Here is a 24,335-nt window from a genome sequence, read left to right as displayed (position 1 = left end):
CCAGAGCGATGAAGCGCAACTGCATGGTATGGGGTTGTCATCAGAGCAGATCAGGCAACTGCGCTGGCCATCGCCGGTGGTTGAGCAGAGCCTGGCTTGGGCCGCGTGCGCCGACAATCACCTGCTTCCCGCAAGTCACCGCCTTATCCACCCTTGTTGCGGGAAATTCCCGCCGCCCCCTGTTGCTCTACTGTCGCGGGCGATCTTGCTGCCCTGTCACTGCCCAGCTGGCGATGGTGGGGACGCGCCATCCCACCTATGCAGGCAAAGATAATGCCTCCCGCCTTTGTGCGAGCTGGTTGGGTGCGGGTTGGCGATCACCTCCGGGCTTGGCGCTGGGCATTGATGGCATTTGCCATCAGCAGGCGCTGGCTTCGGGCGGTATCACCCTTGCGGTGTTGGGCTCCGGGCTGGACAGCCTCTACCCAAACGCCATCAGGGGCTGGCAGGCCAGATTCTGGAGAGTGGTGGTTTGCTTATCTCCGAGCTGGCGCCGGATAAGGGGCCGCTGGCTGAACATTTTCCTCGTCGCAACCGTATTATCAGTGGTCTGTCGCTGGGAACTCTGGTGGTGGAGGCGACCGAGCAGAGCGGTTCGCTGATCACCGCCCGCTATGCGCTGGAACAGGGGCGCGAGGTGTTTGCGGTGCCCGGCGCCCCGCAAAATGCCCAGGCGATAGGGTGCAACAGATTAATTCAGCAGGGGGCCAAACTGGTCTTGAATGCGGCAGATGTGATGGAAGAGCTGCCTGCCCTTGTGCCATTAAAGAGGCTGGCGAACCCTTCTCCCGAGCCATTGCATAATAGCGAATTGCCTTATGCCGATTTGTTGGATAACGTAGATTATGAGACCACGAGCGTGGATACCGTTGCCGAGCGGGCCCAGCTTCCTGTCGAAGTGGTATTGGGCAGGTTGGTAGAGCTGGAGCTGGCCGGTGCAGTGATGGCGGTAGCCGGTGGATACGTCAGAGCGAGGAGGGCGAATCATGTTTGATGTATTGATGTACCTTTTCGAGACCTACATCCACAGCGATGCAGATGTGATGGTCGAGCAGGATGAACTCACCGACGAACTTAGCCGGGCCGGTTTCAATCAGGACGAGATTGAGAAGGCACTCAACTGGCTGGAACGACTGGCCAATCTGCATGACAGCGAGCGGGAGGTGTATGTCACCGCCAGCGCGCAAGGCTCGATGCGGATCTACGCCCCACAAGAGCTGGCCCGCCTCAGCACCGAGTGCCGTGGTTTCCTGCTGTTCTTGGAACAGGCTCAGGTGCTGAACGCCGAAACCCGCGAAATCTGTATCGAACGCTTGCTGGAGCTGGACAAGCCGGATATCGAGCTGGATGACCTGAAGTGGGTCGTCATGATGGTGCTGTTCAACGTACCAGGCAGCGAGAATGCCTACCAGCAGATGGAGGAGCTGGTGTTTGACGAGTCAGACGGTGTCATTCACTGACAGTCCGGTGCCGCGCTGGTAGAATTCAGGCCATCTGGATTCCAAGGCGCGGCCCATGTCAAAAATAGATCATCACCTCTTTTCGGCCCACGAACATGCATTCGAGCGCGAACCGTGCCCGCAGTGTGGCGCCGAGCTGGTGATCCGTCAGGGCAAGCATGGCCCCTTCCTGGGCTGCTCGGCCTACCCCTCCTGTGACTACATTCGTTCCCTGACGCCCTCCGGCCGCGACATCGAAAAGGTGCTCGAAGGCTCCGCCTGCCCTGATTGCGGCCAGCCTCTGGCGATCAAGAAGGGGCGTTACGGCCTGTTCGTGGGTTGTACCCAGTATCCGGCCTGCCAGCATATCGAGTCCCTGCAGGAGAGCGCCGATACCCAGATCCTCTGCCCGGAGTGCGGCAAGGGTCATCTGGTGAGCCGCACCTCCCGCTATGGCAAACAGTTTTACTCCTGTGATGCCTATCCTCACTGCAAGTACGTGGTGAATGACAAGCCTGTTCCCATGCCCTGCCCCGAGTGTGGCTGGGGCATCATGATCGAGAAGAAAGTGAGAGGGAGTCTACGCTGGGTCTGCCCGCAAAAGAAATGCTGTCATCAGATTGAGCGGGTATAATCCTGCCGCCATGAGCCGGCTGGCAGCTTGCTGGCAAGAGGGTGCTTCATCTGGATTTATCTTCTTGCGGTGAACCGCCCTTCTACGGCCGTGCCGTTGGGCGCCGATCCCGATGCTGCCGTGCCGCCAGCCTCTTGGTCTGTTCATGTGGTCCGGCATCTCAGGCGTTGCAGTGGCCAATGATGAGCCGAGGCTCTGATGGCGGGTCAAACGTCCGAATGTACTGAAGAGGTGAGGGCTCCAAGGTGCCCTCATGTCGGTTCAACTTACAACCCAGTGATGAGAGGTGGCAGCTTGGCTGTCGCATTTTTTCTATGCCAAACGAATTTGAACAAGCGATCGCCGCCCTGCACCGCGAAGGGGTGATCGCCTATGCCACCGAGGCCGTCTTTGGCCTGGGATGTGATCCCGACTCCGAGGCTGCGGTTCAGCGCCTGCTGGCCATCAAGCAGCGTCCGGTGGAGAAGGGCCTGATCCTGATTGCCGCCGATCTGACCCAATTGCAGGATTACATCGACCTGAGCCAGCTCAGTAGCGAGCAGCTTGCTCGCGTGCAGGCGAGCTGGCCCGGCCCCTTCACCTGGATCATGCCCGCCCGCGCGACCACGCCGACCTGGCTGACCGGACAGTTCGATACCCTGGCGGTGCGCGTCACGGCCCATCCTCAGGTGCAGGCCCTGTGCCGCGCCTTTGGCAAGCCCCTGGTCTCGACCAGTGCCAACCTGACCGGCGAGGAGCCTGCCCGTCGGGTGGCCGATATAGGTGAGCTGCTGGCAAGTCAGCTGGCCCATATCCTGCCTGGGGAAGTCGGGGGACAGGCCAATCCATCCGAGATCAAGGACGCCCGTACCGGCGCCATCATTCGTCCCTCCTGAGGGGGCGCTGATTTGCAGCCATGACGGGCGATGTGCTCATGGCGTGACACCACAATATAAAATGGACGGGACGATCAAGATCCTGCCTGACTGGAGACAAAATGAGCAAACCGGATGTGGCCCAGGTCAAGGCCTTCCTGCTGCAGTTGCAGGACGAGATCTGCCGGGGGCTGGAGCAGGCTGATGGCGCCGGACACTTCGTGGAGGATGCCTGGCGCCGCGAAGGCGGTGGTGGCGGCCGCACCCGGGTGTTGCGCCACGGCGCTGTGATCGAGCAGGGTGGGGTCAACTTCTCCCATGTCTATGGCGATGCCATGCCGGCATCGGCGACCGCTCACCGCCCCGAACTGGCCGGCCGCAAGTTCGAGGCCATGGGCGTCTCGCTGGTGATCCATCCGCACAACCCCTATGTGCCGACCAGTCATGCCAACGTCCGTTTCTTCATCGCCGAGAAAGAGGGCGAGGCGCCCATCTGGTGGTTTGGCGGCGGTTTCGATTTGACGCCCTTCTATCCGTTTGCCGAGGATGTGCAGCACTGGCATCAGGTCTCCCACGATCTCTGTCAGCCTTTTGGCGACCATATCTACCCCGAGTTCAAGTCCTGGTGCGATCGCTACTTCTTCCTCAAGCATCGCAACGAGACCAGAGGGGTGGGCGGCCTCTTCTTCGATGATCTGAACCGCTGGCCCTTTGCCGACTGCTTCTCCTTCATGCAGGCGGTAGGTCGGGGTTATCTCGATGCCTATCTGCCCATTGTCGAGCAACGCAAGACGCTGCCCTATGGCGAGCGGGAGCGGGCGTTCCAGCTCTATCGCCGTGGTCGTTACGTGGAGTTCAACCTGGTGTATGACAGGGGTACCCTGTTCGGGTTGCAGACTGGCGGACGTACCGAGTCGATCCTGATGTCGATGCCCCCCTTGGCCCGCTGGGAGTATGACTGGCAGCCGGAGGCAGGCAGCCCCGAGGCTTTGCTCTATACCGACTACCTCACGCCACGAGAGTGGCTGTGACTCGAGGGGCCATGACGGGCCCCTTTTTACTGGCCGATATTCGGCTTGTTCCCGACTGAGAAAACCCGTTAAATCGGGTGATCACCCTCTGATGGAACTCTTTGATGGATCGTTATCTGGTTTTTGGCCACCCGGTGCGCCACAGCAAGTCCCCCTTCATTCATACCCTGTTCGCCAGACAGACCCAGCAAGAGCTGGAGTATGGGTTGGCCGAGCCCGCCGTCGACGAGTTTGCCGCTACCCTGCGCAGCTTCTTTGCCCAGGGGGGCAAGGGGTGCAATGTCACGGTGCCCTTCAAGGAGCAGGCGTTCGCCCTGGTCGATCGGTTGAGTCCAAGGGCCAAGCGGGCGGGGGCGGTCAATACAATCAAGCTGACCGATGACGGCGTGCTGCTGGGGGACAACACAGATGGTGCCGGGCTGGTAGCCGATCTCAAGTCCCATGGGGTGACGCTGGCGGACAGCCGGATCCTGTTGTTGGGGGCCGGTGGGGCGGCTCGCGGTGCGTTGGCGCCGCTGCTGGCGGAGAAGCCGGGCGAGTTGGTGATCGCCAACCGCACTCATGGAAAAGCGCAGCAGCTGGCTGCCGAATTCCAGGATCTGGGAGCGCTCAGTGCCAAGACTTATGAGCAGCTGGCGGGGCCGTTCGATCTCATCATCAATTCCACCTCCGCCAGTCTGCAAGGGGAGTTGCCACCGCTGGCACCGGCCCTGATCCACGCCGATATCGCCATTTACGACATGATGTACGGTGCGACGGACACGGCCTTCATCGGCTGGGCCAAGCAGCATGGCGCTCGTCAGACCATGGACGGGCTCGGCATGCTGGTGGAGCAGGCTGCTGAAGCCTTTACCGTGTGGCGCGGCATCCGGCCTGGCACCAAGCAGGTATTGAGAGAACTGAAGCGCAATCTGGGCACCCTGTAAATCGGTCCGCTTATCAAGCGGGTGAGGAGTGGCACAACCGCGAGTGTGCGCTCCTGCTGACGGGCTGTTGCGATGTCACACCCTATGTCTGAGCAGAATCTCTCTCTTCCTCGGGGGGAAAGTGCTCCCCGTGCGTGGGAGAATGAAATTAGCACCATTATAAAAATAAATATAAATCGATAGGTAACAATGGGTTGCGATGATTTCAGGCTAGTGTCGCTCACGTTTATCAAGTTTTTTCTCAAAGCAGCGGAACTTGTGCGAAATGGTGCTGACTAACTAGATAGTTGAGGAAGTGCTAGCTAGTCACCTTTATAACTCCCCGGTATTTATACTGGGGATTTTTTTATCCATTTGAAAAATATAGAAATTTACCTTTCCCGTTTTGGGTGAAACTAAATTACATAAATTACTTTCACTTTCTGCTGCTTTGCTATACAGTTATCGGCGTAGGGTACAGAGGTAAGATGTTCTATCTTTCAGACCTTTTATTTCACGTAATTGAATGTGGCTGAATAGCAGCCCCGATGAGTCATCGTCGGGGTGTTTTTTTATGCGCAGCATTTAGAGTAAATGCTTTAAATTGGGCAATCTTTTGTTAGAATAGGGATGTTTCTTGAGGAAAACCAATCGTCTTTGTTCTCGAGAACTCGCTTTTTCCCAATTTTTTGAACTCATTTCTTCAGGCCGGTCCGCGACAGCGAGACTGGCCTCATTTTTATCTCTCTTCAGGCCTATCTTGTAATAAATTTTCAGTTTTGTTGATGTTCGGCATTATTCCCGGTTTGTTTGGTGGGACGGATGAAAACGATGTCAAAGAGAGTGAAAGTTAATTTTCACAGCAGCCTAACGCTCTATCTCTCTGATCGAAAAGACTTATAAGCTATAGGGGTGGGTTGTAACAGAGGTTGTAACAGAAGGGGGCGCGGGACAGGCCCAGGCAGGGAAAAACTGAAAGTCTTTCAATCAGCGGAGGGCCAACTCCGCTCATTGCAGCAAGAAGAGGAGCGATTTACTCCTCGATCTGGTGGTCTTCTTCTGTGTCGATCGAAGCGGTTTCGGCATTGGACAGATACCAGCCGCTCAGGGTCTGGGCCAACTTCTCGACGCCTATGTTGTTGAGGGAGGAGAAGGCCTCAACCTGGATCTGCGGACCCAGCTCGGCTACTGCCTGGCGCACCTTGATCACCTGGTTGTTGCGGGGGCCCGGGCTCAGCTTGTCTGCCTTGGTCAGCAGCAGCATCACCGGCAGCTCGCGGTGTGAGCTCCACTCCAGCATGTTCATGTCGGTCTCTTTGAGCGGATGGCGAATGTCCATCAGGATCACCAGACCTTTCAAGGATTCGCGGCGCTGCAGGTATTCAGCCAGTGACTTTTGCCACTTGAGCTTCATTTCCAGTGGAACCTGCGCATAACCGTAGCCCGGCAAGTCGACCAGGCGCTTGCCCGGTTCCAGTTCAAACAGGTTGATCAGCTGGGTACGGCCCGGTGTCTTACTGGTCCGTGCCAGGTTCTTGTGTTTGGTCAAGGTATTCAATGCAGATGATTTACCGGCGTTGGAACGCCCGGCAAACGCAATCTCGACACCCCCATCATTTGGCAGGTGGCGGATGTCGGGTGCGCTGGTCACAAAATGCACCTTATTGAAATTCAGAGTTTGTGTATCCAACGTAAATTCCCCATAGAGATAGAGGGTTATAGAGTTACTTTTTTGTGAAATCGTGTAAAATGGCGTCGTTTAAACGCGTTTATTTTAACATGCCTTCGGCGGCATGGGATCTGGAAGTCTAATAACGAGAAAGTTGGAACGCCATGAAGAACCTAGTCATTACACTTGCTCTGATGGTTGGCGTAACTGGGATGGCACAAGCCAAGGGCGATGCCGCTGCGGGACAAACCAAGGCTGCCGTCTGTGCGGCCTGTCATGGACCGGACGGCAACAGCCCAGTCGACATGTATCCCAAGATTGCTGGTCAGCACGCATCATATATCAAAAAACAATTAGTTGAACTGAAGGCTGCAGCTTCTGGCCAAACTGGTCGGGTTGCTCCCATCATGGGACCCATGGCGTTGCCTCTGTCCGATCAGGACATGGACGACCTGGCGGCTTACTTCTCCAGCTTGAAGGTTACCCCGATCGCCGTGCCTGACGACGTGGTCGAAGCTGGCAAGGCGCTCTATATGGGCGGTGATATGAGCCGTGGTTTGGCCGCCTGTACGGCTTGCCATGGCCCCCGAGGCTCGGGTGTCGAACAGGCCAAGTATCCAAGCCTGTCCGGCCAGCATCCTGCGTATATCAAAGCTCAGCTCACCGCATTTCGTGCAGCTGCGCGGGACAATCGATCCGAATGGTATGATGCGGGACGTTGCCAAGAAGCTGACTGATCAGGATATCGAAGTCCTGTCTAAATATGTGGCGGGTCTGCACTGATACCACCGATATGGTCGATTTGAGTTGAAACGGGGAGCCTTGGCTCCCCGTTTTTTATGGCTTGGCGATAATGCTCGGTTTAATCCCCCCGTTCTGTAAAGATCTTCATTCTCGCGGCAGGCCAAGGCTCATTAAATTGCATACAATTTGAAATATTTATTATTTATCAATCGATTATGTGCAATTTGATATTTTTCGGCATATTGAGAATGTTTTGAGTGGATTGAGCCACCTTATAGAGTTGATACAGTAGGCTCAATGGATTCACCCACGGATTGGGTGGCGGTTTTCGCAACGGGATGTTGTGAGCAGAGGATGGCAGGCGTGGCGGGATGCCATGGGCTGCATGAGCTGGCAAGGGATTGAAGGATCAGGATGGTGACCATCTCCGGAGCGGGATGGGTTGCGGGATGCAACTCCCCGGCACGATGGCAGGATGCGGTCGAGGCGGGTCAAACAGGCACACGCACATTCAGGAACGACTTAACATAAGGTCAGGATGACCACACCAAGATATGACGTGATGAGAAGTCTTAAGTAGAAAGGGTAAAGCATACTGTTTTGCCCTTCAGGATCTACTCGCATAAACATATCAAGGCAGCTTCGGCTGCCTTTTTTCTGTTGGGTCATTAACCCGATTAGCCATTCTGTGTCAAAATACCAGCAACATGCCCAGAGGATACCGATCCTGCGGTGTTCAGTGGCCACTTTTGGCCAAGTTGGGGCGAGATCCTGTTCTTGTTCCAGCTTTACTGTTCCTCGCATCGTATCCCACCGGGTCAGATCATCCCGGGTTCGGGTTCAATCCAGTTATTTTTCGGAGTTAGCCATTCATGTCTGCTAAACAACCCACTCGCAAGCCTACCGGTAAGCGCCAAGAATCTGATGTCAGTGCTCAGGAAGGTCGTGAGCGTAAGCGGGCTGCCAAGCGCAAGGGCCTGAAGGCAGGTTCTCGTCAGCAAGCCGAGCAACAAAACAATAACTGGCAACAGCAGCCCAAAGATCCGCGTATCGGTTCCCGCAAGCCGGTTGTATTGGTGCTGGATGACAAAGCAGAAGAAGCCGACGACGACCAAGCCGGTGAAAGAGAAGAAGCTGGTGATGACGCCCGAGCAGGAGCTGGCTTCCATCGAAAATGATGATCGCTTGAATGATCTGCTGGATCGTCTTGATGCCGGTGAAACGCTGGAAGCGGCCGAGCAGGCCTGGGTTGATCAGCGTGTCGACCGTTATCAGGAGCTGATGGATGAGCTGGGCATCATCGACAACGACGATGACGAGGATGAGGATGACCTCCCGTTCGATGGTGATGATGATGGCGGGTTCGACGAACCACAACAGCCTGCTCCGAAGAGGAGCTGTGGGATCGTTTCACTCAGGTCGATTACAAGCCTGAGCCAAAACCTGAGCCGAAGAAAAAGTGATGAGTGAGTGGATGCTGGCCGCCCTGTTGGGCGGCCTGATTTTGTCAGGCTTGGCCATCTATGCCGGCATGCTGCTAGCCAGGCTCAAACGACAGCAAGCGATGCAGTGGCAGGCGATTGCTGCTCGCAATGAGCTAATTCTGGATAGCGTGCGAGTTATTGCCCATGCGGTGCAGGAGGGGCAGTGCGACTACTCCGAAGGTGCCATTCGACTGACTAACCTGTTGATGCGTTGCAGATCAAGGGTGGGCGAGCCTTCGCCAATGAATTCCCTGGTCTCTATGGCCTCTACGAGAAGGTGAAGGAGATGCCGACTCACGAGGCGAGGCGAGCCCTCAAGCGCAACGAAGTGATGAAGATGGATCTCGAACGCAGCGGCTACGAGGCCGAGCTGGAGGCGCAGATCCTCAAGGATGTCGCCCGACTGAAGGACTTTCAGCTAAGCCGGTGAGCCCTGGATAACAAAGAAAGAGGAAGCAAGCGTGCAAGCAGAACAGATTGTGTGGGATCAGGCCCTGATCGAGAAATATAACTACAGCGGCCCGCGTTACACCTCCTATCCCACCGCGCTGGAGTTCAACGAGGGCTTCAGTTATCCGGACTTCGTCCAGGCCGCGGGCCAGTATCCGGCGCGCAATCTGTCGCTCTACGTGCACATCCCCTTCTGCCACAAGCTTTGCTACTACTGCGGCTGCAACAAGGTGATCACCCGTCACCAGCACAAGGCCGATCAATACCTCGATTACCTCGAGCAGGAGATCAAGGCGCAGGCCCCCCTGTTCAAGGACCGGCTGGTGACCCAGCTGCACTGGGGCGGCGGCACCCCCACCTATCTGAACGAAGGGCAGACCCGTCGCCTGATGGCCATCTTGCGGGAGCACTTCCGGTTTGCGGATGAGGGGGAGATCAGCATAGAGGTCGACCCGCGCGAGATCGAACTCTCCATGCTGGATGTGCTGCGGGAGCTCGGCTTCAACCGCATCAGCCTCGGTGTGCAGGATTTCAACAAGGCGGTCCAGGTCGCGGTCAACCGCGAGCAGGACAACGACTTCATCCGTGCCATGCTGGAGCGCGCCCGGGCATTGGGGTTCCGCTCCACCAATCTCGACCTTATCTACGGCCTGCCACACCAGAACCGGGATAGCTTCCACCACACCCTGGAGGAAGTGCTCAAGACGGATCCGGCCCGCCTCTCCATCTTCAACTATGCCCACCTCCCGAGCCGCTTCGCCGCCCAGCACAAGCTGAAGGAGGAAGACATGCCAGCCCCCCGGGAGAAGCTGGCCATGCTGCAGGACACCATCGCCTTCCTCACCGGTCAGGGTTATCAGTTCATCGGCATGGATCACTTCGCCAAGCCCGATGACGAGCTGGCGGTGGCCCAGCGTGAAGGCAAGCTGCACCGCAACTTCCAGGGCTACACCACCCAGGGAGATTGCGATCTGCTGGGGCTGGGGGTCTCTTCCATCAGCATGATGGGGGATGCCTACTCCCAGAATCAGAAGGATCTCAAAACCTATTACGCCCAGGTGGAGACGCTCGGCCACGCCCAGTGGAAGGGATGCTCCCTCAACCGGGATGACCTGATCCGCCGCGAGGTGATCAAGCGCCTCATCTGCGACTTCTCCCTGAACTTCGCCGCCGTCGAGCAGGCCCATGGCCTGGTCTTCCGGGAGTACTTCGCCGAGGATCTCAAGCTGCTGCAGACCTTCATCGACGATGGTCTGGTGCGCATGACAGACGATGGACTGGAGGTGGTCTCCACCGGTCAGTTGCTCATTCGCAACATCTGCATGTGCTTCGACGTCTACCTGCGTAGCAAGGCGCGCCAGCAGCAGTTCTCCCGGGTGATCTGAGCCGTCGCTCAGCGTTGAACATAAAAAAAAACCGCCTCGGCGGTTTTTTTATTGGGTTTGCCTGCACTCAGCGTTGGGCTGCGCGGGCGCTCAGTTCGGCTTTCTCGCCATCGCTCAGGAAGGCCAGGGTCAGACCGTTCTGCTGGGCGGTGCGGATCTCGCTCGCCGTCATGCCGGCGGCCGGGGCGGCCACCTCGTATTCATGGGGCAGGTCAATGCCTTCCACCGCAGGGTCGTCGGTGTTGAGGCAGGCCAGCACGCCGGCGGCCAGGAACTGGCGGATCGGGTGCTCGGTCAGGCTGGCGACAGTGGTGGTCTGGATATTGGAGGTGAGGCAGGACTCGATGCCGATGCGGTGCTCCGCCAGATAGGCCATCAGGGCCGGATCCTGGACGGCCTTGACACCGTGGCCGATACGCTCGGCGCCCAGATCGCGAATGGCCTGCCACATGCTCTCGGGGCCCGCCGCTTCACCGGCGTGCACGGTGACGCGCATGCCCGCATCCCGCACCTTGCGAAAATGTTCGGTAAAGAGTTCCCCCGGGAAGCCCAGCTCGTCACCGGCCAGATCGATGGCGACCAGCTTGTCGCGATGGGCCAGACAGGCGGCCAGCTCCTTGTTGCACTGCTCGGTGCCGAAGGTGCGGCTCATGATACCGATCAGATTGGTTTTGATGCCAAAGTCGCGGCTGCCGGCGGCCACGCCGTCGATGATGGCTTCCACCACGCCCTGCGGGTGCAGCTTGTGGGCCATCGCCATGTAGGCGGGGCTGAAGCGCAGCTCGGCATAGTCGATGCCGGCGCGCAGCAGATCTTCCACGTTCTCGTAGGCGACCCGGCGGCAGGCGTCGTAATCGGCCAGCACGGCCACGCCCCAGTCCAGTTTCTTCAGGAAGGCCACCAGACTCGGCTCGTTCTCGACGATCTGAACGTGAGGGCGCAGGGCTTCCAGCTCATCGGCTGGCAGTTGGATGTTGTGCAGGCGACCCAGCTCGAGAATGGTCTGCGGACGGATGTTGCCATCCAGATGGCGGTGCAGGTCGGTCAGGGGGAGGGATCTGTCAATCATGATGGCGCCTTCTGCGAGTCGGGTTGGAAAGCCTGTCATTCTAGGCGGGGATCTTGAAAAAGATACCCCGTTTGCAGGCAAACGGGGTCTGATTGGTCAGGCTTTCCCTCAAGGCGTGATGGGAATCGTTTTTCCCGAAGACTCAGGGAATGTCGAGTTCCTTGAGCTTGCGGGTCAGGGTATTGCGACCCCAGCCGAGCAGGCGGGCGGCCTCCTGCTTGTGGCCATGGGTGTGCTCCAGTGCCGTCTCCAGCATGATCCGCTCGAACTGGGGCATGGCGTCGGCCAGGATGTCGGTCTCCCCCAGCGCCAGCTTGGCGGCCACCCAGTCCTGCAGTTGTTGCTGCCAGCCACCGGTCAGCGCGGGTTGGCCCGGCTCCGCCGTGCTGGTGATGGGGGTCAGCAGCTCGGTGGGCAGATCGCCGACCAGCACCTCCTGGCCCGAGGCCATCACGGTCAACCAGCGGCAGACGTTCTCCAGCTGGCGAACGTTGCCGGGCCAGGGCAGGCGGCTGATGTAGGTCTGGGTATCCGGGTGCAGGCTCTTGGCCTCTACGTTCAGCTCCTTGGCGGCCCTCAGCAGGAAGTGCTGGGCCAGCTGGGGTATGTCCTCCCGCCGCTCCTTGAGGGCGGGGATATGTATGCGGATGACGTTGAGGCGGTGGAACAGGTCTTCGCGAAACTCGCCGTCGGCGACCCGTTTCTCCAGATTCTGGTGGGTGGCGGCGATGATCCGCACGTCCACCTGCACCGGTTGATGGCCACCGACCCGGTAGAACTGGCCATCGGCCAGCACCCGCAGCAGCCGGGTCTGGACGTCGAGGGGCATGTCGCCTATTTCGTCGAGAAACAGGGTGCCGCCGTCGGCCTGCTCGAAACGGCCGTGGCGGATGTTGTTGGCGCCGGTGAAGGCCCCTTTCTCATGGCCGAATAGTTCGGATTCGATGAGATCCTTCGGGATGGCGGCCATGTTGAGGGCGATGAAATTCTTGTGGGCGCGGGGGCTGTGCTTGTGCAGGGCATGGGCGACCAGCTCCTTGCCGGTGCCGCTCTGGCCGTTGATCAGCACCGAGATGCTGGAGCGGGACAGTCGGCCTATGGCGCGAAACACCTCCTGCATGGCGGGGGCCTCACCGATGATCTCCGGGGTGGTGGTGGCCTCCTGCTGGCGAGCCTTGCGCTTGGTGCGCTGCTCTTTCAGATGATTCTCGGCGCGGCGCACCAGGGTGACCGCCTCGTCGATGTCGAACGGCTTGGGCAGGTATTCGAAGGCGCCGCGCTGGTAGGCGTTGACCGCGCTGTCGAGATCCGAGTGCGCCGTCATGATGATGATGGGCAGATCGGCCTGGCGGCGGTGGATTTGCTCCAGCAGGCTCAGGCCGTCGATGCCCGGCATGCGGATATCGGAGAGGATCACGTCCGGCGAGCGCATCTCCAGCGAGCTCAGCAGGGCTTCGCCGTCGGCAAAGCTCTCGCATTCGAAGCCTTCGCTACCAAGGGTGCGCTCCAGGACCCACCGGATGGAGCTGTCGTCATCGACGATCCACACTTTTGCTGTCATGAGGTTCCCTTACTTGCGAAGTGGTAGGTAGATGGTGAATTCGGTGTGGCCGGGCCAGCTGATGCAGTCGATGCGTCCCTTGTGCTGATCGATCAGGTTCTGGGCGATGGAGAGGCCGAGGCCTGTGCCCCCCTCCTTGCCGGTGATCATGGGGTAGAAGAGGGTGTCGCGAATGGCATCGGGAATGCCGGGGCCGTTGTCGATGATCTTGATTTCGGCGGCCAGGCGGTAGCGCTGGCCGTGGATGGTGATCTGGAAGGCGGTGCGGGTCTTGATGCGGATGAGCCCGGTCTGATCACCGAGAGCCTCGGCGGCATTGCGGACTATGTTGAGAAACGCCTGCTGCAGCTGGTCCGGCTCCATCTCGAACTCGGGAATGCTGGGGTCGTAGTCCCGCTCGATGCGGATCTGGGGCGGCAGCTCCAGGTCTACCAGGCGGCGCACCTGCTCCAGCACCGAATGCACATTGTGCATCTGATGGCGTCCCGGCCGCTGGGGGCCGAGCAGACGATCGACCAGCACCCGCAGGCGATCAGCCTGCTCTATGATGATGCCAGTGTATTCACGCAGGGCCGGGTCCGGCAGCTCCTTTTGCAACAGCTGGGCCGCGCCGCGCAGACCCCCGAGGGGATTCTTTATCTCGTGAGCCAGCCCTCGTACCAGCTCCTTGGCGGCTTGCTGCTGGGCATGTTGCTGCAGCTCCTGGCTGATCTTCTTCTGCTGATCTATTTTGCGCAGCTCCACCACCATCAGCCGCTGCTCGTGGTCGGCCATGGGGCTCACGCTAATCTCCACCAGCCTGGGTTCTCCCTCCACCACCAGGGTGACTTCGCTGTCGGTGAAGCCCTGCCCCGAAATGAGGCACTGCTTGAATCGTTGCAGGTCGAGGGAGATGTGCTCCAGCAGATGGGGCAGTTCGATCCCGATCAGTCGCCGTTCGCTGAGGGAAAGCAGCTGTTCAGCCGCCGGGTTGACGAATTGAATGCAGAGCCGCTCATCCATCAGGATGACGGCGGTCAGCAGGTTGTCCAAGAGTGTCTTGGCGTGATCCGAGCGGGTTGGCACAGGTTTCTCCCTAAAACGGTGCTTTACACCTGTTATGCACCGATATGGTGCATTGAGTTTACCCGCATCGGTGCGTCACATCACCCCTAATTGGCCTTGGGGGTGGCTTTGGGAGCCGGATTCACAGTCGTTCTATGCAGGTAAAAGGTGGCTGCTTTGGATTTAGCAAGGATCGTACCGTCTTTGGTGAGCAGCTCGAGCCGCGCCTCGTAGGCGCCGCGAGGGAGGTTCTCAACCCGGATGGCCAGGCTGTTGTGAACGAGGGGAATGGCCTTGTCGTTCAGCAGCAGGCGCACGTCATATTGCACGGGTGCCTGGGGATGGACCTGTGCCTGGAAGACGATGTTGCCCGTGTTGTCGCGCAATGTGCTGCCCGGCTCGGGTGAGAGCAGTTCTATCTCCAGGGGGGCTGCTTCCTGGGCCTTCCTGGCATCGACCCCGGTCAGGCTGTTGAAGTCATCGACCTGGACCGAATGGGGCGAGGTGCCGATGAGAGGGGAGACCCGCAGGTCTAACTCCCTGGCGTTCTTGCCGGGGGGAGGGGCGTCGGTGTAGTGGGTTACCCCATGGGGATCGACCCAGGAATAGACTCTGGCTGCCTGGGCTGTGCAGGAGATCATCAGCAAGAGGCCCAGCGTCCATGTCGGGTGTACTGTTTTCATCCATCTCTCCTTGACGGGGTTCACCTTAATCCTATCAGAGAAAAAAATGTCGGGTTTATTGTCGGATGCGCGGTGAAGAACGGGCTCGCCGAGCCCTAGCACCATGCTGCGTGAGGCAATGAGTCATGATATTTCAGCCCCTTAGATAAAAAACCCGCCAGATGGCGGGTTTGTCATGATGAAGCAATGGGCACCGGATTAGACGGAGTAGTACAGCTCGAACTCCAGCGGGTGCGGGGTCATGCGGACACGATCCACGTCATGCTGCTTCAGCTCCAGGTAGGAGTTGATGAAGTCGTCGCTGAAGACGCCGCCACGGGTCAGGAACTCGCGGTCTGCATCCAGTGCGGACAGGGCCTCGTCCAGGGAACCGGCAACGGTCGGCACTTCTGCGGCTTCTTCCGGCGGCAGGTCATACAAGTTCTTGTCCATGGCATCGCCCGGATGGATCTTGTTGATGATGCCGTCCAGACCGGCCATCAGCTGGGCAGCGAAGGCCAGGTAGGGGTTGGCAGCCGGATCCGGGAAGCGCACTTCGATGCGGCGTGCTTTCGGGCTCGGCACCACAGGGATACGGATGGAGGCAGAGCGATTGCGGGCGGAGTAGGCCAGCATGACGGGAGCTTCATAGCCCGGCACCAGACGCTTGTAGGAGTTGGTAGTCGGGTTGGCGAAGGCGTTGATGGCCTTGGCGTGCTTGATGATGCCGCCGATGTAGTGCAGCGCCATCTCGGACAGACCGCCGTACAGGTCGCCGGCGAACAGGTTGACGCCGTTCTTAGCCAGGGACTGGTGGCAGTGCATGCCGGAGCCGTTATCACCGAACATGGGTTTCGGCATGAAGGTGACTGTCTTGTTGTAGGCGTGGGCCACGTTGTGGATCACGTACTTCAGCACCTGCACTTCGTCAGCTTTCAGGGTAAGGGTGTTGAAGCGGGTTGCGATCTCGTTCTGACCGGCAGTGGCCACTTCGTGGTGGTGAGCTTCAACGACCTGGCCCATCTCTTCCAGCACCAGACACATGGCTGCACGGATGTCCTGGGAGGAGTCAACCGGCGCAACCGGGAAGTAACCACCCTTGACGAAGGGACGGTGCCCCTTGTTGCCGTGCTCGTACTCGGTACCCGAGTTCCAGGCAGCTTCTTCGGATTCGATCTTCACGAAGCTGTGGCCCATGGTGTTGGAGAAGGTGATGTTGTCGAACATGAAGAATTCCGGCTCCGGCCCGAACAGCACGGTGTCAGCGATGCCGCTGGCTTTCAGGAAATCTTCGGCACGCTTGGCGATGGAGCGCGGATCGCGGTCATAGCCTTGCATGGTGGCGGGTTCAAGCACGTCACAGACGATGTTCAGCGTGGTCTCTTCGGTGAACGGGTCCAGTTTGGCGGAGGCCGGATCCGGCATCAGCACCATGTCAGACTCGTTGATGCCCTTCCAGCCGCCGATGGAGGAGCCATCGAACATCTTGCCGTCTTCGAAGAAGTCTTCGTCGACCTGGTGGGAAGGAATGGATACGTGCTGCTCTTTACCCTTGGTGTCGGTAAAACGCAGATCAACAAACTTGACTTCGTGTTCCTGGATCAGGGCCAAAACGTTCTGGGCTGACATGCTAAGTAACCTCCGGTGTTAAAACTCTTTGGGTGAATGCGTCATCACATTCACATAAGCCAGTATCGTGCCAAGTTTGTGACAGCTTGATTTCAGTGCATTTGCACCCTTTCAGGCTGTCGGGACTCCCGCTTTCATGCTTGGCTGCGCCTCAAAGTGGTGCAACGTTGGATCGTTTTGGTGCACCAGTATGGTGCGCCTACGTGTCAAGACCATCTAAGCAGGCTTTTGGCGCGGGGTCCATGATCCAGATCCCCTGTCGTACACGAATGGTCTGCAATTCTGCTAGGCAGATCACAAAGGCGAGAGTACAATTAGCGCCCAATTTTACCCGGTGATTTGAGGCGAGAATGTTAGAGAATTTACGCAATATTGCGATTATTGCGCACGTAGACCACGGCAAAACTACCCTGGTTGATAAGCTGCTGCAGCAGTCTGGAACCCTGGACCGTACCACTGATGGTCAAGAGCGTCTGATGGATTCCAACGATCTGGAAAAGGAACGTGGTATTACCATTCTCGCCAAGAACACTGCGATCCGCTGGAATGACTACCGCATCAACATCGTCGATACCCCGGGTCACGCCGACTTCGGTGGTGAAGTTGAGCGCGTCATGTCCATGGTTGACTCCGTGCTGCTGCTGGTCGACGCCGTTGACGGCCCTATGCCGCAAACCCGTTTCGTGACCCAGAAAGCTTTCGCCCAGGGTCTGAAGCCGATCGTGGTCATCAACAAGATCGACCGTCCGGGTGCTCGTCCTGACTGGGTAATGGATCAGGTATTCGACCTGTTCGACAACCTGGGTGCCACCGATGAGCAACTGGACTTCAAGGTTGTTTACGCCTCTGCACTGAACGGTTGGGCCACCCTGGACCAGAGCGTCGAGTCCGACAACATGGAACCCCTGTTCCAGGCCATCGTTGACAACGTCGAGCAGCCGAAGGGTGACCCCGCCGGTGGCTTCCAGATGCAGATCTCCCAGCTGGACTACAACTCCTACGTCGGTGTTATCGGTATCGGCCGTATCACCCGTGGTCGCGTCAAGACCAACCAGCAGGTCACCATCGTTGGTGCCAACGGCAAGAACCGTACCGGCAAGGTCGGTCAGGTGCTGGGTTACCTGGGTCTGTCCCGTACCGAAGTGGCCGACGCGCAAGCGGGCGACATCATCGCCATCACCGGTCTGGGCGAGCTGAAGATCTCCGACACCATCTGTGACAACAATGCCGTCGAAGCCCTGCCACCGCTCTCCGTCGACGAGCCGACCGTGAACATGACCTTCCAGGTCAACACCTCACCGTTCGCCGGCAAAGAAGGCAAGTTCGTGACCTCCCGCAACATTCTGGAGCGTCTGAACCAGGAGCTGGTCCACAACGTGGCCCTGCGTGTGGAAGAGACCGAAGATCCGGACAAGTTCCGCGTCTCCGGCCGTGGTGAACTGCACCTGTCCATCCTGATCGAAAACATGCGTCGCGAAGGCTACGAGCTGGCGGTATCCCGTCCGGAAGTTATCCTGCGCACCGTTGACGGCGTGCTGCACGAACCGTTCGAAACCGTGACCGTGGACGTGGAAGAGATCCACCAGGGTTCCGTCATGGAGCAACTCGGCCTGCGTAAGGGCGAGATGACCAACATGACCCCGGATGGCAAGGGCCGTGTCCGTCTCGACTTCATGATCCCGAGCCGTGGCCTGATCGGTTTCCAGACCGAGTTCCTGACCATGACCTCAGGTACCGGCCTGCTGTACCACACCTTCGACCATTACGGTCCGCACAAGGGTGGCAGCATCGGTGAGCGTCAGAACGGCGTGCTGATCTCCAACGCCACCGGCAAGGCCCTGACCTTCGCCCTGTTTGGCCTGCAAGACCGCGGTCGTCTGTTCATCGGTCACGCGACCGAAGTGTACGAAGGCCAGGTGATCGGGATCCACTCCCGCTCCAACGACCTGACCGTCAACTGCCTGAAGGGCAAACAGCTGACCAACATGCGTGCCTCCGGTACCGACGAAGCCCAGGTGCTGACTCCGCCGATCCGCATGACCCTGGAGCAGGCTCTCGAGTTCATCGACAACGATGAGCTGGTGGAGATCACTCCGAAGGCCATCCGTATCCGCAAGAAATTGCTGACCGAGATGGATCGCAAGCGCGCCGGTCGTGCTTGATCGATAGCTGTTCATCGACAGACCAAAGAGAGGCCTTATGGCCTCTTTTTTTATGGTCGCGCGGTGGGTTCTCACCCCGGTATGGTCGATGGTGATGACCGCGAACCGGCTCATGGGTGGTCAGATGGGCACCCTATCTGACACAATATCCGCATGATGACGCTTACGAGAATCAAGATGCAGCAGCAAATCCGCGGCCGCCTGGCCCACGCAGTCTCCTTCTTGCGCCACGATGGCGCCCATTTTGCCCAGTTTGTCTGGGGCCGTTTCCAGCAGGACAGGCTGACGGTCACCGCCGGTTACCTGGCCTATGTGACCCTGCTCTCTCTGGTGCCCATGGTCGCCGTGGTGTTCGGCATGATGTCGGCCTTCCCGGTGTTCCAGACCCTGAAACAGCAGATGGAGCAGTTCGTCTATCACAACTTCGTGCCCACCGCCGGCGAGATGCTCAAGGAGTACATAGACGGCTTCGTGGCCAATGCCACCAACACCACTGCGGTCGGCATAGGCGCTCTGATAGTGGTGGCCCTGATGTTGATCTCGGCCATCGACAAGAACCTCAACTACATCTGGCGTTCGACCCAGAATCGACCGCTGGCCCAGGCCTTTGCCATGTACTGGATGATACTGACCCTGGGCCCCGTGCTCATCGGGGCCAGCCTCGCCATCTCCTCCTACATACTGTCGCTGAAGCTGTTTGCCGCTGACAGCCTGTTTGGCGCCGGCTATCTGGTGCTGCGCAGCCTGCCCTTCCTGTTCTCTGTGTTCGGCTTCCTGCTTATTTATACCGTGGTGCCGAACTGCAAGGTGCGGCTGACCCACGCCTTGATCGGCGCCCTGGTGGCGGCCACCCTGTTCGAGCTGGCCAAGCGTGGCTTCTCCATCTACATCACCAACTTCCCCTCCTATCAGGCCATCTACGGCGCCCTGGCGACCATCCCCATTCTGTTCGTCTGGGTGTATCTAAGTTGGTTGGTGGTCTTGCTCGGCGCGGAGACCACCGCCTGCCTGGGGGAATACGAGAAACCGGGCAACGAGGAGCTGGCCTGACATAGCGCCGACCCTGGCGGGAAAGGCGTTGGCCCGGGCAGGGCATTTATTGGTAGCATCAACGACCGCCCCGTCATGACGACGGCGGCGGTCGTTCTGTTTTGAGAGGAGAGGGATGTGATTGCATTGATCCAGCGGGTGTCAGAGGCCAGCGTGACCGTCGAGGGAGAGGTGACCGGGGCCATAGGCCAGGGGTTGCTGGTGCTGCTCGGGGTAGAGCAGGGGGACGATGAGGCCAAGGCCGACAAGCTGCTGCACAAGGTGAGCGGCTATCGCATCTTCTCCGATGCAGAGGGCAAGATGAACCTCAACGTGGGCCAGGTCGGGGGCAGCCTGCTGGTGGTCTCCCAGTTCACCCTGGCGGCGGATACCGGCAAGGGGATGCGACCCAGCTTCTCCGGCGGTGCCCACCCGAGCGATGCCGAGCGGCTCTATGACTACTTCGTTGCCCGGGCCAAGGAGGGCGGCATGCCGACCGAGACGGGACGTTTTGCCGCCGACATGAAGGTCAGGCTGCTCAACGACGGCCCCGTGACCTTCTGGCTGCAGGTGTAGGTATCATTGCTGGCGTCAGGCCGAAGATGCCTGGCTTTTCACCCTGCCGAGGGCTCTCGTGGTGACCCGCCAGCAAGAGTGAGGGACCGCAACAGGCCCTAGGCGAGATTGGTGGCGTGCAGTATGACGTTGCGATAACCCGGCACCCCGTGGGCGCTGGTGGGGCCTATCCACTCCTCGGCCAGCCGTTTGGCCTGCGCCAGTTCGAGGCGGGTCCGTGGCAGCAGGTTGACGATGAGGGTGCCGCGCAGGCATCTGGCCAGCGCCTGATAGATGGGCGCCTGGAACAGCAGCAGGGGATTGCCGTCCTGGCTGAACAAGTCCAGCAGCACCAGATCGTAGGCGTCCTGGCTCTGGAGCAGGAAGTGCAGGGCGTCAGCATGATGCAGCCTAGGGGGGCGCTGCGAGGCGTCCTGGAAGAACTGCTGGAACAGGGTGAGGATCTCGGCGTCCAGATCCACGCAGTCGTGGCGTGCTTCGGGCCAGCGTGCCCCCAGATGGCGGGTGAGATCCCCCCCTCCCAACCCCAGCTCCAGGATCCGGCTCGCCTCTGCGGGCAGCCGCTCGGCGATGCTCTGTTGATGGGGCAGGCAGAGGTGTTCCGGCTGGCTCAGGCTCATGGCGGATTGCACCACGCCGTCCATTTCCAGCCAGCGGTGGCGGGCATTTTCCAGGATGGAGAGGCGGCGTTCGGGTTTGGCGCTGAGGTGCAATAAGTGGTCGGCTTGGTACGCTTGCAGATTGAAGTCCATGAATTTGCACGGCAAGATGGCTTTCGACCAGTGTAACTCAAGGATGTCGCTATGTACCGGGTGGTCACTCCTCAAACTGCAGCCGAGCTGGGCTCTTACTACCAGCTGCGCTGGGAGGCATTGGTGCGCAAGCTCTTCAATCTGCCCGTCGGCGCAAACTCAAGGATCTCTTTATGTACCGGGTAGTCACCCCCCAAACGCCAGCCGAGCTGGATGCCTACTACCAGTTACGCTGGGAACTCCTACGCAAGCCCTTCAATCTGCCCGTGGGCTCCGAGCGTGACGAATACGATACCGTCGCCATTCATCGGCTGATGCTGGCCGAAGACGGCACCCCCATTGCCGTCGGTCGCCTCTTCATCGGGGGGGACGAGGCCCAGATCCGCTTTATGGCGCTGCGCCCAGAGTTTCGCGGTCAGGGGCTGGGGGCCCGTATGGTGGAGGATCTCGAGCTGCTTGCCCGGGACGAGAAGGTGAAACGGCTGGTGATGAACGCGCGCCAGGAGGCGGTGGAGTTCTATCGCAGGTGCGGTTTTCTCGAGGTGGGTGAGGGGCCCGTCTCCTTCGGCCGCATTCCCCATCGTCAGATGATCAAATCCATCAGTCCGCTGCAGACCATACAGTACCGCCCCGAGTGGTGTCAGGATCTCACCACCCGCTGGTCGAGGGGGATCCCCATCAGCGAGAAGATGGGGGTGCACATCACCCACTACGATGGCCAGACCTTCCACCTCAAGGCCAACCTGGCGGCCAACCTCAACGTCCACGACACCATGTTCGCCGGCAGCATTTACAGTCAGTGCGTGCTGGCGGGCTGGGGCCTCATCTGGCTGCAGCTCAAGGAGGCCGGTCTGGGCGGGGATACAGTGCTGGCTGAGGGCAACATCAAATATTACAGACCCGTGAGCGAGGAGCCGGAGGCCAGGGTCGCCCGGGAGGGGATGCCCGCCGTGCTGGCGCCGCTCAAGAACGGGGAGTCCGCCAAGTTCAGCCTGCGGGTGCAGCTGTTCAGCGGTCGCAAGCTGGCGGTGGAGTTTGTCGGCCAGTACGTGGTGCTGCCCATCAAGCGGGCGGGACACTGACCCCGCCGTCCGACATCCGTTAGCAACAAGGCCTCATGATGAGGCCTTGTTCGTCATTGCGCCGCGGTGGCGGGGGGCGTCTGCGGTCGCCGGAGCGGGCCGCTGCGCCCCTGGGCCGGATAGCGTACGCCTGTCTCCCAGTCGCAAGTGGCTTCCCCGGTCGGGAAGCGCCATTCCAGGGTCGGGCTCTCAAGGGGGCCGCGCCAGAGCGTCAGCAACTCGGCACAGCGCCGTTTGTTCAGCACGCCGAGATCCAGCTGCCACTGGTCACTGGCGAGATCGACCCCGCCCTGCAGCGCCAGCAGGTGGGTGATGGTGGAGGCCCCGCCCTGCTCGATCTGCAGCTTGCCCTGCTCGGCCCTGGCCTTCAGCTTGATGTGGTAGAAGGGGGTATCCCCCTGTTGCATCGCCTGCCACAGGGACTCGGGGGTCAGGGTGGGCGGGGCCGCCTCCTTGAACCAGTTGTCCAGCAGAGGGTCTATCCCGACCTTGTCCCAGAAGGGATCCCTGGCCTCCAGGCTCAGGCTGCCCTGCAGGGTGCGGCGCCAGTTGTCGGTGGTCTGCTCCGGTTGCGGGGCCAGATCCGCCTGCAGATCCGTCTCCAGATCCACCTTGCCCGCCAGCGAAACGGGGGCATGGAGCAGTTCGCCCCACTTCTCCAGATCCAGCTGCTTGCCCTGCAGTTGCAGGTGGCTCTCCTGCCCGGGCACCTTGCCCCATTGGCCGCTGAGGCTGAGGGAGCCCTCATCCGGCAGCTCGCTGCTGAGGCTGTTGAGCTGCCAGGCGCCGGGGGTCAGCTCCGCGTCTAGGGCGCCGTTGCGGGCACTCAAGCCGTCCCATACCAGCTCGAACCACTTGCTCTCGATGCTGGCCCGGCCCAGCAGCGGGCCCGGCTGGTTGCCCTTCAGGCTGAGATCGCTCAGATAGAGCTGCCAGCCGGTCAGGGAGAGTGGCAGGGTGTCGTCGAAGGAGAGCACCTTGAGCTTGTCGAAGGCCAGCTTGCGCACGTCGATCTGCTGCGGGCGCCAGCCCTGCCACTCCTGCCACCACCCTTCCGGCAGGCTGATGTCCATGCCGCTCAGGGCCAGGTCCTTGAGGGTCAGCTTTTGCTGTTGGGTGTCGAGGGCAAGCTCGACATTGAACTCCCCGTCGTATGCCTTGCCCTGCAGCTCGGCATCAATCTGCCCGGGGGAGAAGGCGAGCTTGCCCTCGATGGCTTCCAGCTGGAACAGGCCGCGGCCGAGATCTGACAGGGTGCCGGAGAGATAGCCGCTTGGCTGGTTGCCCGCCTGCCAGTCGAAGGCGGTGAGCTGACCGCTGAAGTTGTTGAGGGAGAGCTCCTGCTCTATGGCGTTGACGCTGACCCGATCGAGCTGGCCCCGATCCAGGGTGATGCGGCGCAGGGGGAACTCACCCTGGGGGATGTCCCCCAGTTCGACCCGCATGCCACGGGCCTTCAAGGTGTGCAGTTGCAGGCTGCGATCCGGCCAGTTCAGCACCATGCCGGTTTCCAGCAGACCGTCGAACAGATTGGTGGTCAGCTTGTCGGTGCTCAGCACCTGCCCCTCCAGTCGCCCCTTGAGGCTGAGGCGGGCCAGGGTGAGCTGCGGCGTCTCCAGCTGGTTGATGCCGAGGCTGAGGTTGGCCTGGGGCTGGCGTTTAGGGTCGATCAGCTCCCAGTCGCTCAGGGTGGCGCTCAGGCCGCGCAGGGTCAGCTCCGGGCTCAGCAGGCTCAGGTTGTCTATGGTGCTGTCGCTGATGGTGAGGGAGTGCACCGGCAGGGTCGGCAGCTGGTTCGGTAGCGGCAACTTGATGACGGGGCGGATGAGATCCAGGTGGGCGATGCGTACGTCCCGGTTCAGCCAGTCGATGTTGTCTATCTCCAGATAGATCTTCTCCAGCTGCACCGCATCCCCGTATTGCACCTGCTCCGCCAGCAGGGTGTAGGGGTGAAGCGGGTTGAACACCAGTCGCCCTATGGTGACAGGCACGCCGGTCTGCTGGCTGATCCAGCTGGCGATGGGGCCCTTGGCACGCTCGGCGTCGAACAGGCCGAGACCAACCCAGACGAACAGCAGCAGGAAGGCAAACAGATAGAGCAGGGCGCGTAGCCAGGAATTCATCGGTGTTTTCCTCCTGTGATCTGTTGGGGGTCAGGCATTGGAATAGTGATC

The 24,335-nt window shown here is 59.8% G+C and carries 19 protein-coding genes and 4 pseudogenes; 15 read left to right on the top strand and 8 right to left on the bottom strand.

The window, feature by feature from the left end; genetic code table 11:
• Positions 1-8 precede the first annotated feature (8 nt).
• The 7 genes and pseudogenes from ACF2JD_RS17455 to aroE form a co-directional block, all read left to right on the top strand.
• Positions 9-661: pseudogene (locus ACF2JD_RS17455) on the top strand (DNA-processing protein DprA); the annotation flags it as partial.
• 75 nt (positions 662-736) lie between these two features.
• A complete protein-coding gene (locus ACF2JD_RS17450; protein ID WP_440987964.1) occupies positions 737-994 on the top strand; it encodes a DprA-like winged helix domain-containing protein in 258 nt (85 codons plus the stop codon).
• On the top strand, positions 987-1,460 hold the full coding sequence (locus ACF2JD_RS17445; protein ID WP_025325340.1) for a DUF494 family protein: 474 nt from the start codon (positions 987-989) through the stop codon (positions 1,458-1,460). Before ACF2JD_RS17450 ends, ACF2JD_RS17445 begins: the two co-directional genes overlap by 8 nt.
• A gap of 55 nt (positions 1,461-1,515) precedes the next feature.
• Complete coding sequence (locus ACF2JD_RS17440; RefSeq protein WP_106885266.1) at positions 1,516-2,073, top strand: DNA topoisomerase family protein; 558 nt, start codon at positions 1,516-1,518, stop codon at positions 2,071-2,073.
• Positions 2,074-2,387: 314 nt separating this feature from the next.
• Positions 2,388-2,948, top strand: a complete 561-nt coding sequence (locus tag ACF2JD_RS17435; protein WP_412705680.1) for a Sua5/YciO/YrdC/YwlC family protein — start codon at positions 2,388-2,390, stop codon at positions 2,946-2,948.
• Between the two features lie 101 nt (positions 2,949-3,049).
• On the top strand, positions 3,050-3,958 hold the full coding sequence (hemF, locus tag ACF2JD_RS17430; RefSeq protein ID WP_111911647.1) for an oxygen-dependent coproporphyrinogen oxidase: 909 nt from the start codon (positions 3,050-3,052) through the stop codon (positions 3,956-3,958).
• Between the two features lie 104 nt (positions 3,959-4,062).
• Complete coding sequence (gene aroE / locus ACF2JD_RS17425) at positions 4,063-4,884, top strand: shikimate dehydrogenase (protein ID WP_163137754.1); 822 nt, start codon at positions 4,063-4,065, stop codon at positions 4,882-4,884.
• Between the two features lie 1,012 nt (positions 4,885-5,896).
• Here aroE and yihA read toward each other — a convergent pair.
• Entirely contained in the window at positions 5,897-6,553 is a 657-nt protein-coding gene (gene yihA / locus ACF2JD_RS17420) for a ribosome biogenesis GTP-binding protein YihA/YsxC (RefSeq protein ID WP_106885262.1), read from the bottom strand.
• A gap of 143 nt (positions 6,554-6,696) precedes the next feature.
• On the opposite strand from yihA, the pseudogene ACF2JD_RS17415 reads away from it, so the two are divergent.
• The 4 genes and pseudogenes from ACF2JD_RS17415 (at position 6,697) to hemN (ending at position 10,595) form a co-directional block, all read left to right on the top strand.
• Positions 6,697-7,315 (top strand): annotated as a pseudogene (locus ACF2JD_RS17415) (c-type cytochrome).
• A gap of 833 nt (positions 7,316-8,148) precedes the next feature.
• Positions 8,149-8,746 (top strand): annotated as a pseudogene (gene yihI / locus ACF2JD_RS17410) (Der GTPase-activating protein YihI).
• Positions 8,739-9,190: pseudogene (locus ACF2JD_RS17405) on the top strand (DUF2489 domain-containing protein). The pseudogenes yihI and ACF2JD_RS17405 overlap by 8 nt, the downstream one beginning before the upstream one ends.
• A 31-nt stretch (positions 9,191-9,221) precedes the next feature.
• The gene (gene hemN, locus ACF2JD_RS17400) at positions 9,222-10,595 is read left to right on the top strand and encodes an oxygen-independent coproporphyrinogen III oxidase (protein WP_163148938.1); all 1,374 of its coding nucleotides are present in this window, start codon (positions 9,222-9,224) and stop codon (positions 10,593-10,595) included.
• A gap of 67 nt (positions 10,596-10,662) precedes the next feature.
• Here the strand turns inward: hemN and add are convergent, their stop codons facing one another.
• From add to glnA, 5 genes are all read right to left on the bottom strand, one after another.
• A complete protein-coding gene (gene add, locus ACF2JD_RS17395; protein WP_168236202.1) occupies positions 10,663-11,664 on the bottom strand; it encodes an adenosine deaminase in 1,002 nt (333 codons plus the stop codon).
• A gap of 142 nt (positions 11,665-11,806) precedes the next feature.
• On the bottom strand, positions 11,807-13,225 hold the full coding sequence (gene glnG, locus ACF2JD_RS17390; RefSeq protein WP_106885257.1) for a nitrogen regulation protein NR(I): 1,419 nt from the start codon (positions 13,223-13,225) through the stop codon (positions 11,807-11,809).
• Positions 13,226-13,234: 9 nt separating this feature from the next.
• On the bottom strand, positions 13,235-14,290 hold the full coding sequence (gene glnL / locus ACF2JD_RS17385) for a nitrogen regulation protein NR(II) (protein ID WP_041206667.1): 1,056 nt from the start codon (positions 14,288-14,290) through the stop codon (positions 13,235-13,237).
• A gap of 86 nt (positions 14,291-14,376) precedes the next feature.
• The gene (locus tag ACF2JD_RS17380) at positions 14,377-14,952 is read right to left on the bottom strand and encodes a DUF4124 domain-containing protein (RefSeq protein ID WP_440987862.1); all 576 of its coding nucleotides are present in this window, start codon (positions 14,950-14,952) and stop codon (positions 14,377-14,379) included.
• Between the two features lie 198 nt (positions 14,953-15,150).
• Complete coding sequence (gene glnA, locus ACF2JD_RS17375) at positions 15,151-16,560, bottom strand: glutamate--ammonia ligase (protein WP_025325354.1); 1,410 nt, start codon at positions 16,558-16,560, stop codon at positions 15,151-15,153.
• A gap of 350 nt (positions 16,561-16,910) precedes the next feature.
• Here glnA and typA point away from each other — a divergent pair, with 350 nt between their 5' ends.
• From typA to dtd, 3 genes are all read left to right on the top strand, one after another.
• Positions 16,911-18,722, top strand: a complete 1,812-nt coding sequence (typA, locus tag ACF2JD_RS17370; RefSeq protein WP_041206669.1) for a translational GTPase TypA — start codon at positions 16,911-16,913, stop codon at positions 18,720-18,722.
• A 177-nt stretch (positions 18,723-18,899) separates the two neighbouring features.
• Entirely contained in the window at positions 18,900-19,772 is an 873-nt protein-coding gene (locus ACF2JD_RS17365) for a virulence factor BrkB family protein (RefSeq protein ID WP_025325356.1), read from the top strand.
• Positions 19,773-19,889: 117 nt separating this feature from the next.
• Positions 19,890-20,327: a D-aminoacyl-tRNA deacylase gene (gene dtd / locus ACF2JD_RS17360; RefSeq protein WP_106885255.1), complete on the top strand. Its 438-nt coding sequence runs from the start codon at positions 19,890-19,892 to the stop codon at positions 20,325-20,327.
• A 98-nt stretch (positions 20,328-20,425) separates the two neighbouring features.
• Here the strand turns inward: dtd and ACF2JD_RS17355 are convergent, their stop codons facing one another.
• Entirely contained in the window at positions 20,426-21,079 is a 654-nt protein-coding gene (locus ACF2JD_RS17355) for a spermine/spermidine synthase domain-containing protein (protein ID WP_440987963.1), read from the bottom strand.
• A gap of 173 nt (positions 21,080-21,252) precedes the next feature.
• Between ACF2JD_RS17355 and ACF2JD_RS17350 the strand changes: the two genes are divergently transcribed.
• The gene (locus ACF2JD_RS17350; protein ID WP_440987861.1) at positions 21,253-22,161 is read left to right on the top strand and encodes a YiiD C-terminal domain-containing protein; all 909 of its coding nucleotides are present in this window, start codon (positions 21,253-21,255) and stop codon (positions 22,159-22,161) included.
• A 53-nt stretch (positions 22,162-22,214) separates the two neighbouring features.
• Here ACF2JD_RS17350 and ACF2JD_RS17345 read toward each other — a convergent pair whose 3' ends face one another.
• Positions 22,215-24,284 carry an AsmA-like C-terminal region-containing protein gene (locus ACF2JD_RS17345; RefSeq protein WP_440987860.1) on the bottom strand — a complete coding sequence of 690 codons (2,070 nt, stop codon included), beginning with the start codon at positions 24,282-24,284 and terminating at the stop codon, positions 22,215-22,217.
• Between the last annotated feature and the right edge of the window lie 51 nt (positions 24,285-24,335).

The sequence above is a fragment of the Aeromonas ichthyocola genome (assembly GCF_046087985.1).
Taxonomy (GTDB): domain Bacteria; phylum Pseudomonadota; class Gammaproteobacteria; order Enterobacterales; family Aeromonadaceae; genus Aeromonas; species Aeromonas rivipollensis.
Note: the sequence above shows the minus strand (reverse complement) of the source record. Positions and strands in the feature narration are given on the sequence as shown.

Excerpts from the sequence above, each read along its gene's own strand:
- glnA (WP_025325354.1), bottom strand. The coding sequence starts at position 16,560 with ATGTCAGCCCAGAACGTTTTGGCCCTGATCCAGGAACACGAAGTCAAG.
- glnG (WP_106885257.1), bottom strand. The coding sequence starts at position 13,225 with ATGACAGCAAAAGTGTGGATCGTCGATGACGACAGCTCCATCCGGTGG.
- ACF2JD_RS17440 (WP_106885266.1), top strand. The coding sequence starts at position 1,516 with ATGTCAAAAATAGATCATCACCTCTTTTCGGCCCACGAACATGCATTC.
- ACF2JD_RS17445 (WP_025325340.1), top strand. The coding sequence starts at position 987 with ATGTTTGATGTATTGATGTACCTTTTCGAGACCTACATCCACAGCGAT.
- ACF2JD_RS17350 (WP_440987861.1), top strand. The coding sequence starts at position 21,253 with ATGTACCGGGTAGTCACCCCCCAAACGCCAGCCGAGCTGGATGCCTAC.
- add (WP_168236202.1), bottom strand. The coding sequence starts at position 11,664 with ATGATTGACAGATCCCTCCCCCTGACCGACCTGCACCGCCATCTGGAT.
- aroE (WP_163137754.1), top strand. The coding sequence starts at position 4,063 with ATGGATCGTTATCTGGTTTTTGGCCACCCGGTGCGCCACAGCAAGTCC.
- ACF2JD_RS17355 (WP_440987963.1), bottom strand. The coding sequence starts at position 21,079 with ATGGACTTCAATCTGCAAGCGTACCAAGCCGACCACTTATTGCACCTC.
- hemF (WP_111911647.1), top strand. The coding sequence starts at position 3,050 with ATGAGCAAACCGGATGTGGCCCAGGTCAAGGCCTTCCTGCTGCAGTTG.
- typA (WP_041206669.1), top strand. The coding sequence starts at position 16,911 with ATGTTAGAGAATTTACGCAATATTGCGATTATTGCGCACGTAGACCAC.
- ACF2JD_RS17365 (WP_025325356.1), top strand. The coding sequence starts at position 18,900 with ATGCAGCAGCAAATCCGCGGCCGCCTGGCCCACGCAGTCTCCTTCTTG.
- ACF2JD_RS17435 (WP_412705680.1), top strand. The coding sequence starts at position 2,388 with ATGCCAAACGAATTTGAACAAGCGATCGCCGCCCTGCACCGCGAAGGG.
- ACF2JD_RS17380 (WP_440987862.1), bottom strand. The coding sequence starts at position 14,952 with ATGAAAACAGTACACCCGACATGGACGCTGGGCCTCTTGCTGATGATC.
- ACF2JD_RS17345 (WP_440987860.1), bottom strand. The coding sequence starts at position 24,284 with ATGAATTCCTGGCTACGCGCCCTGCTCTATCTGTTTGCCTTCCTGCTG.
- ACF2JD_RS17450 (WP_440987964.1), top strand. The coding sequence starts at position 737 with ATGGAAGAGCTGCCTGCCCTTGTGCCATTAAAGAGGCTGGCGAACCCT.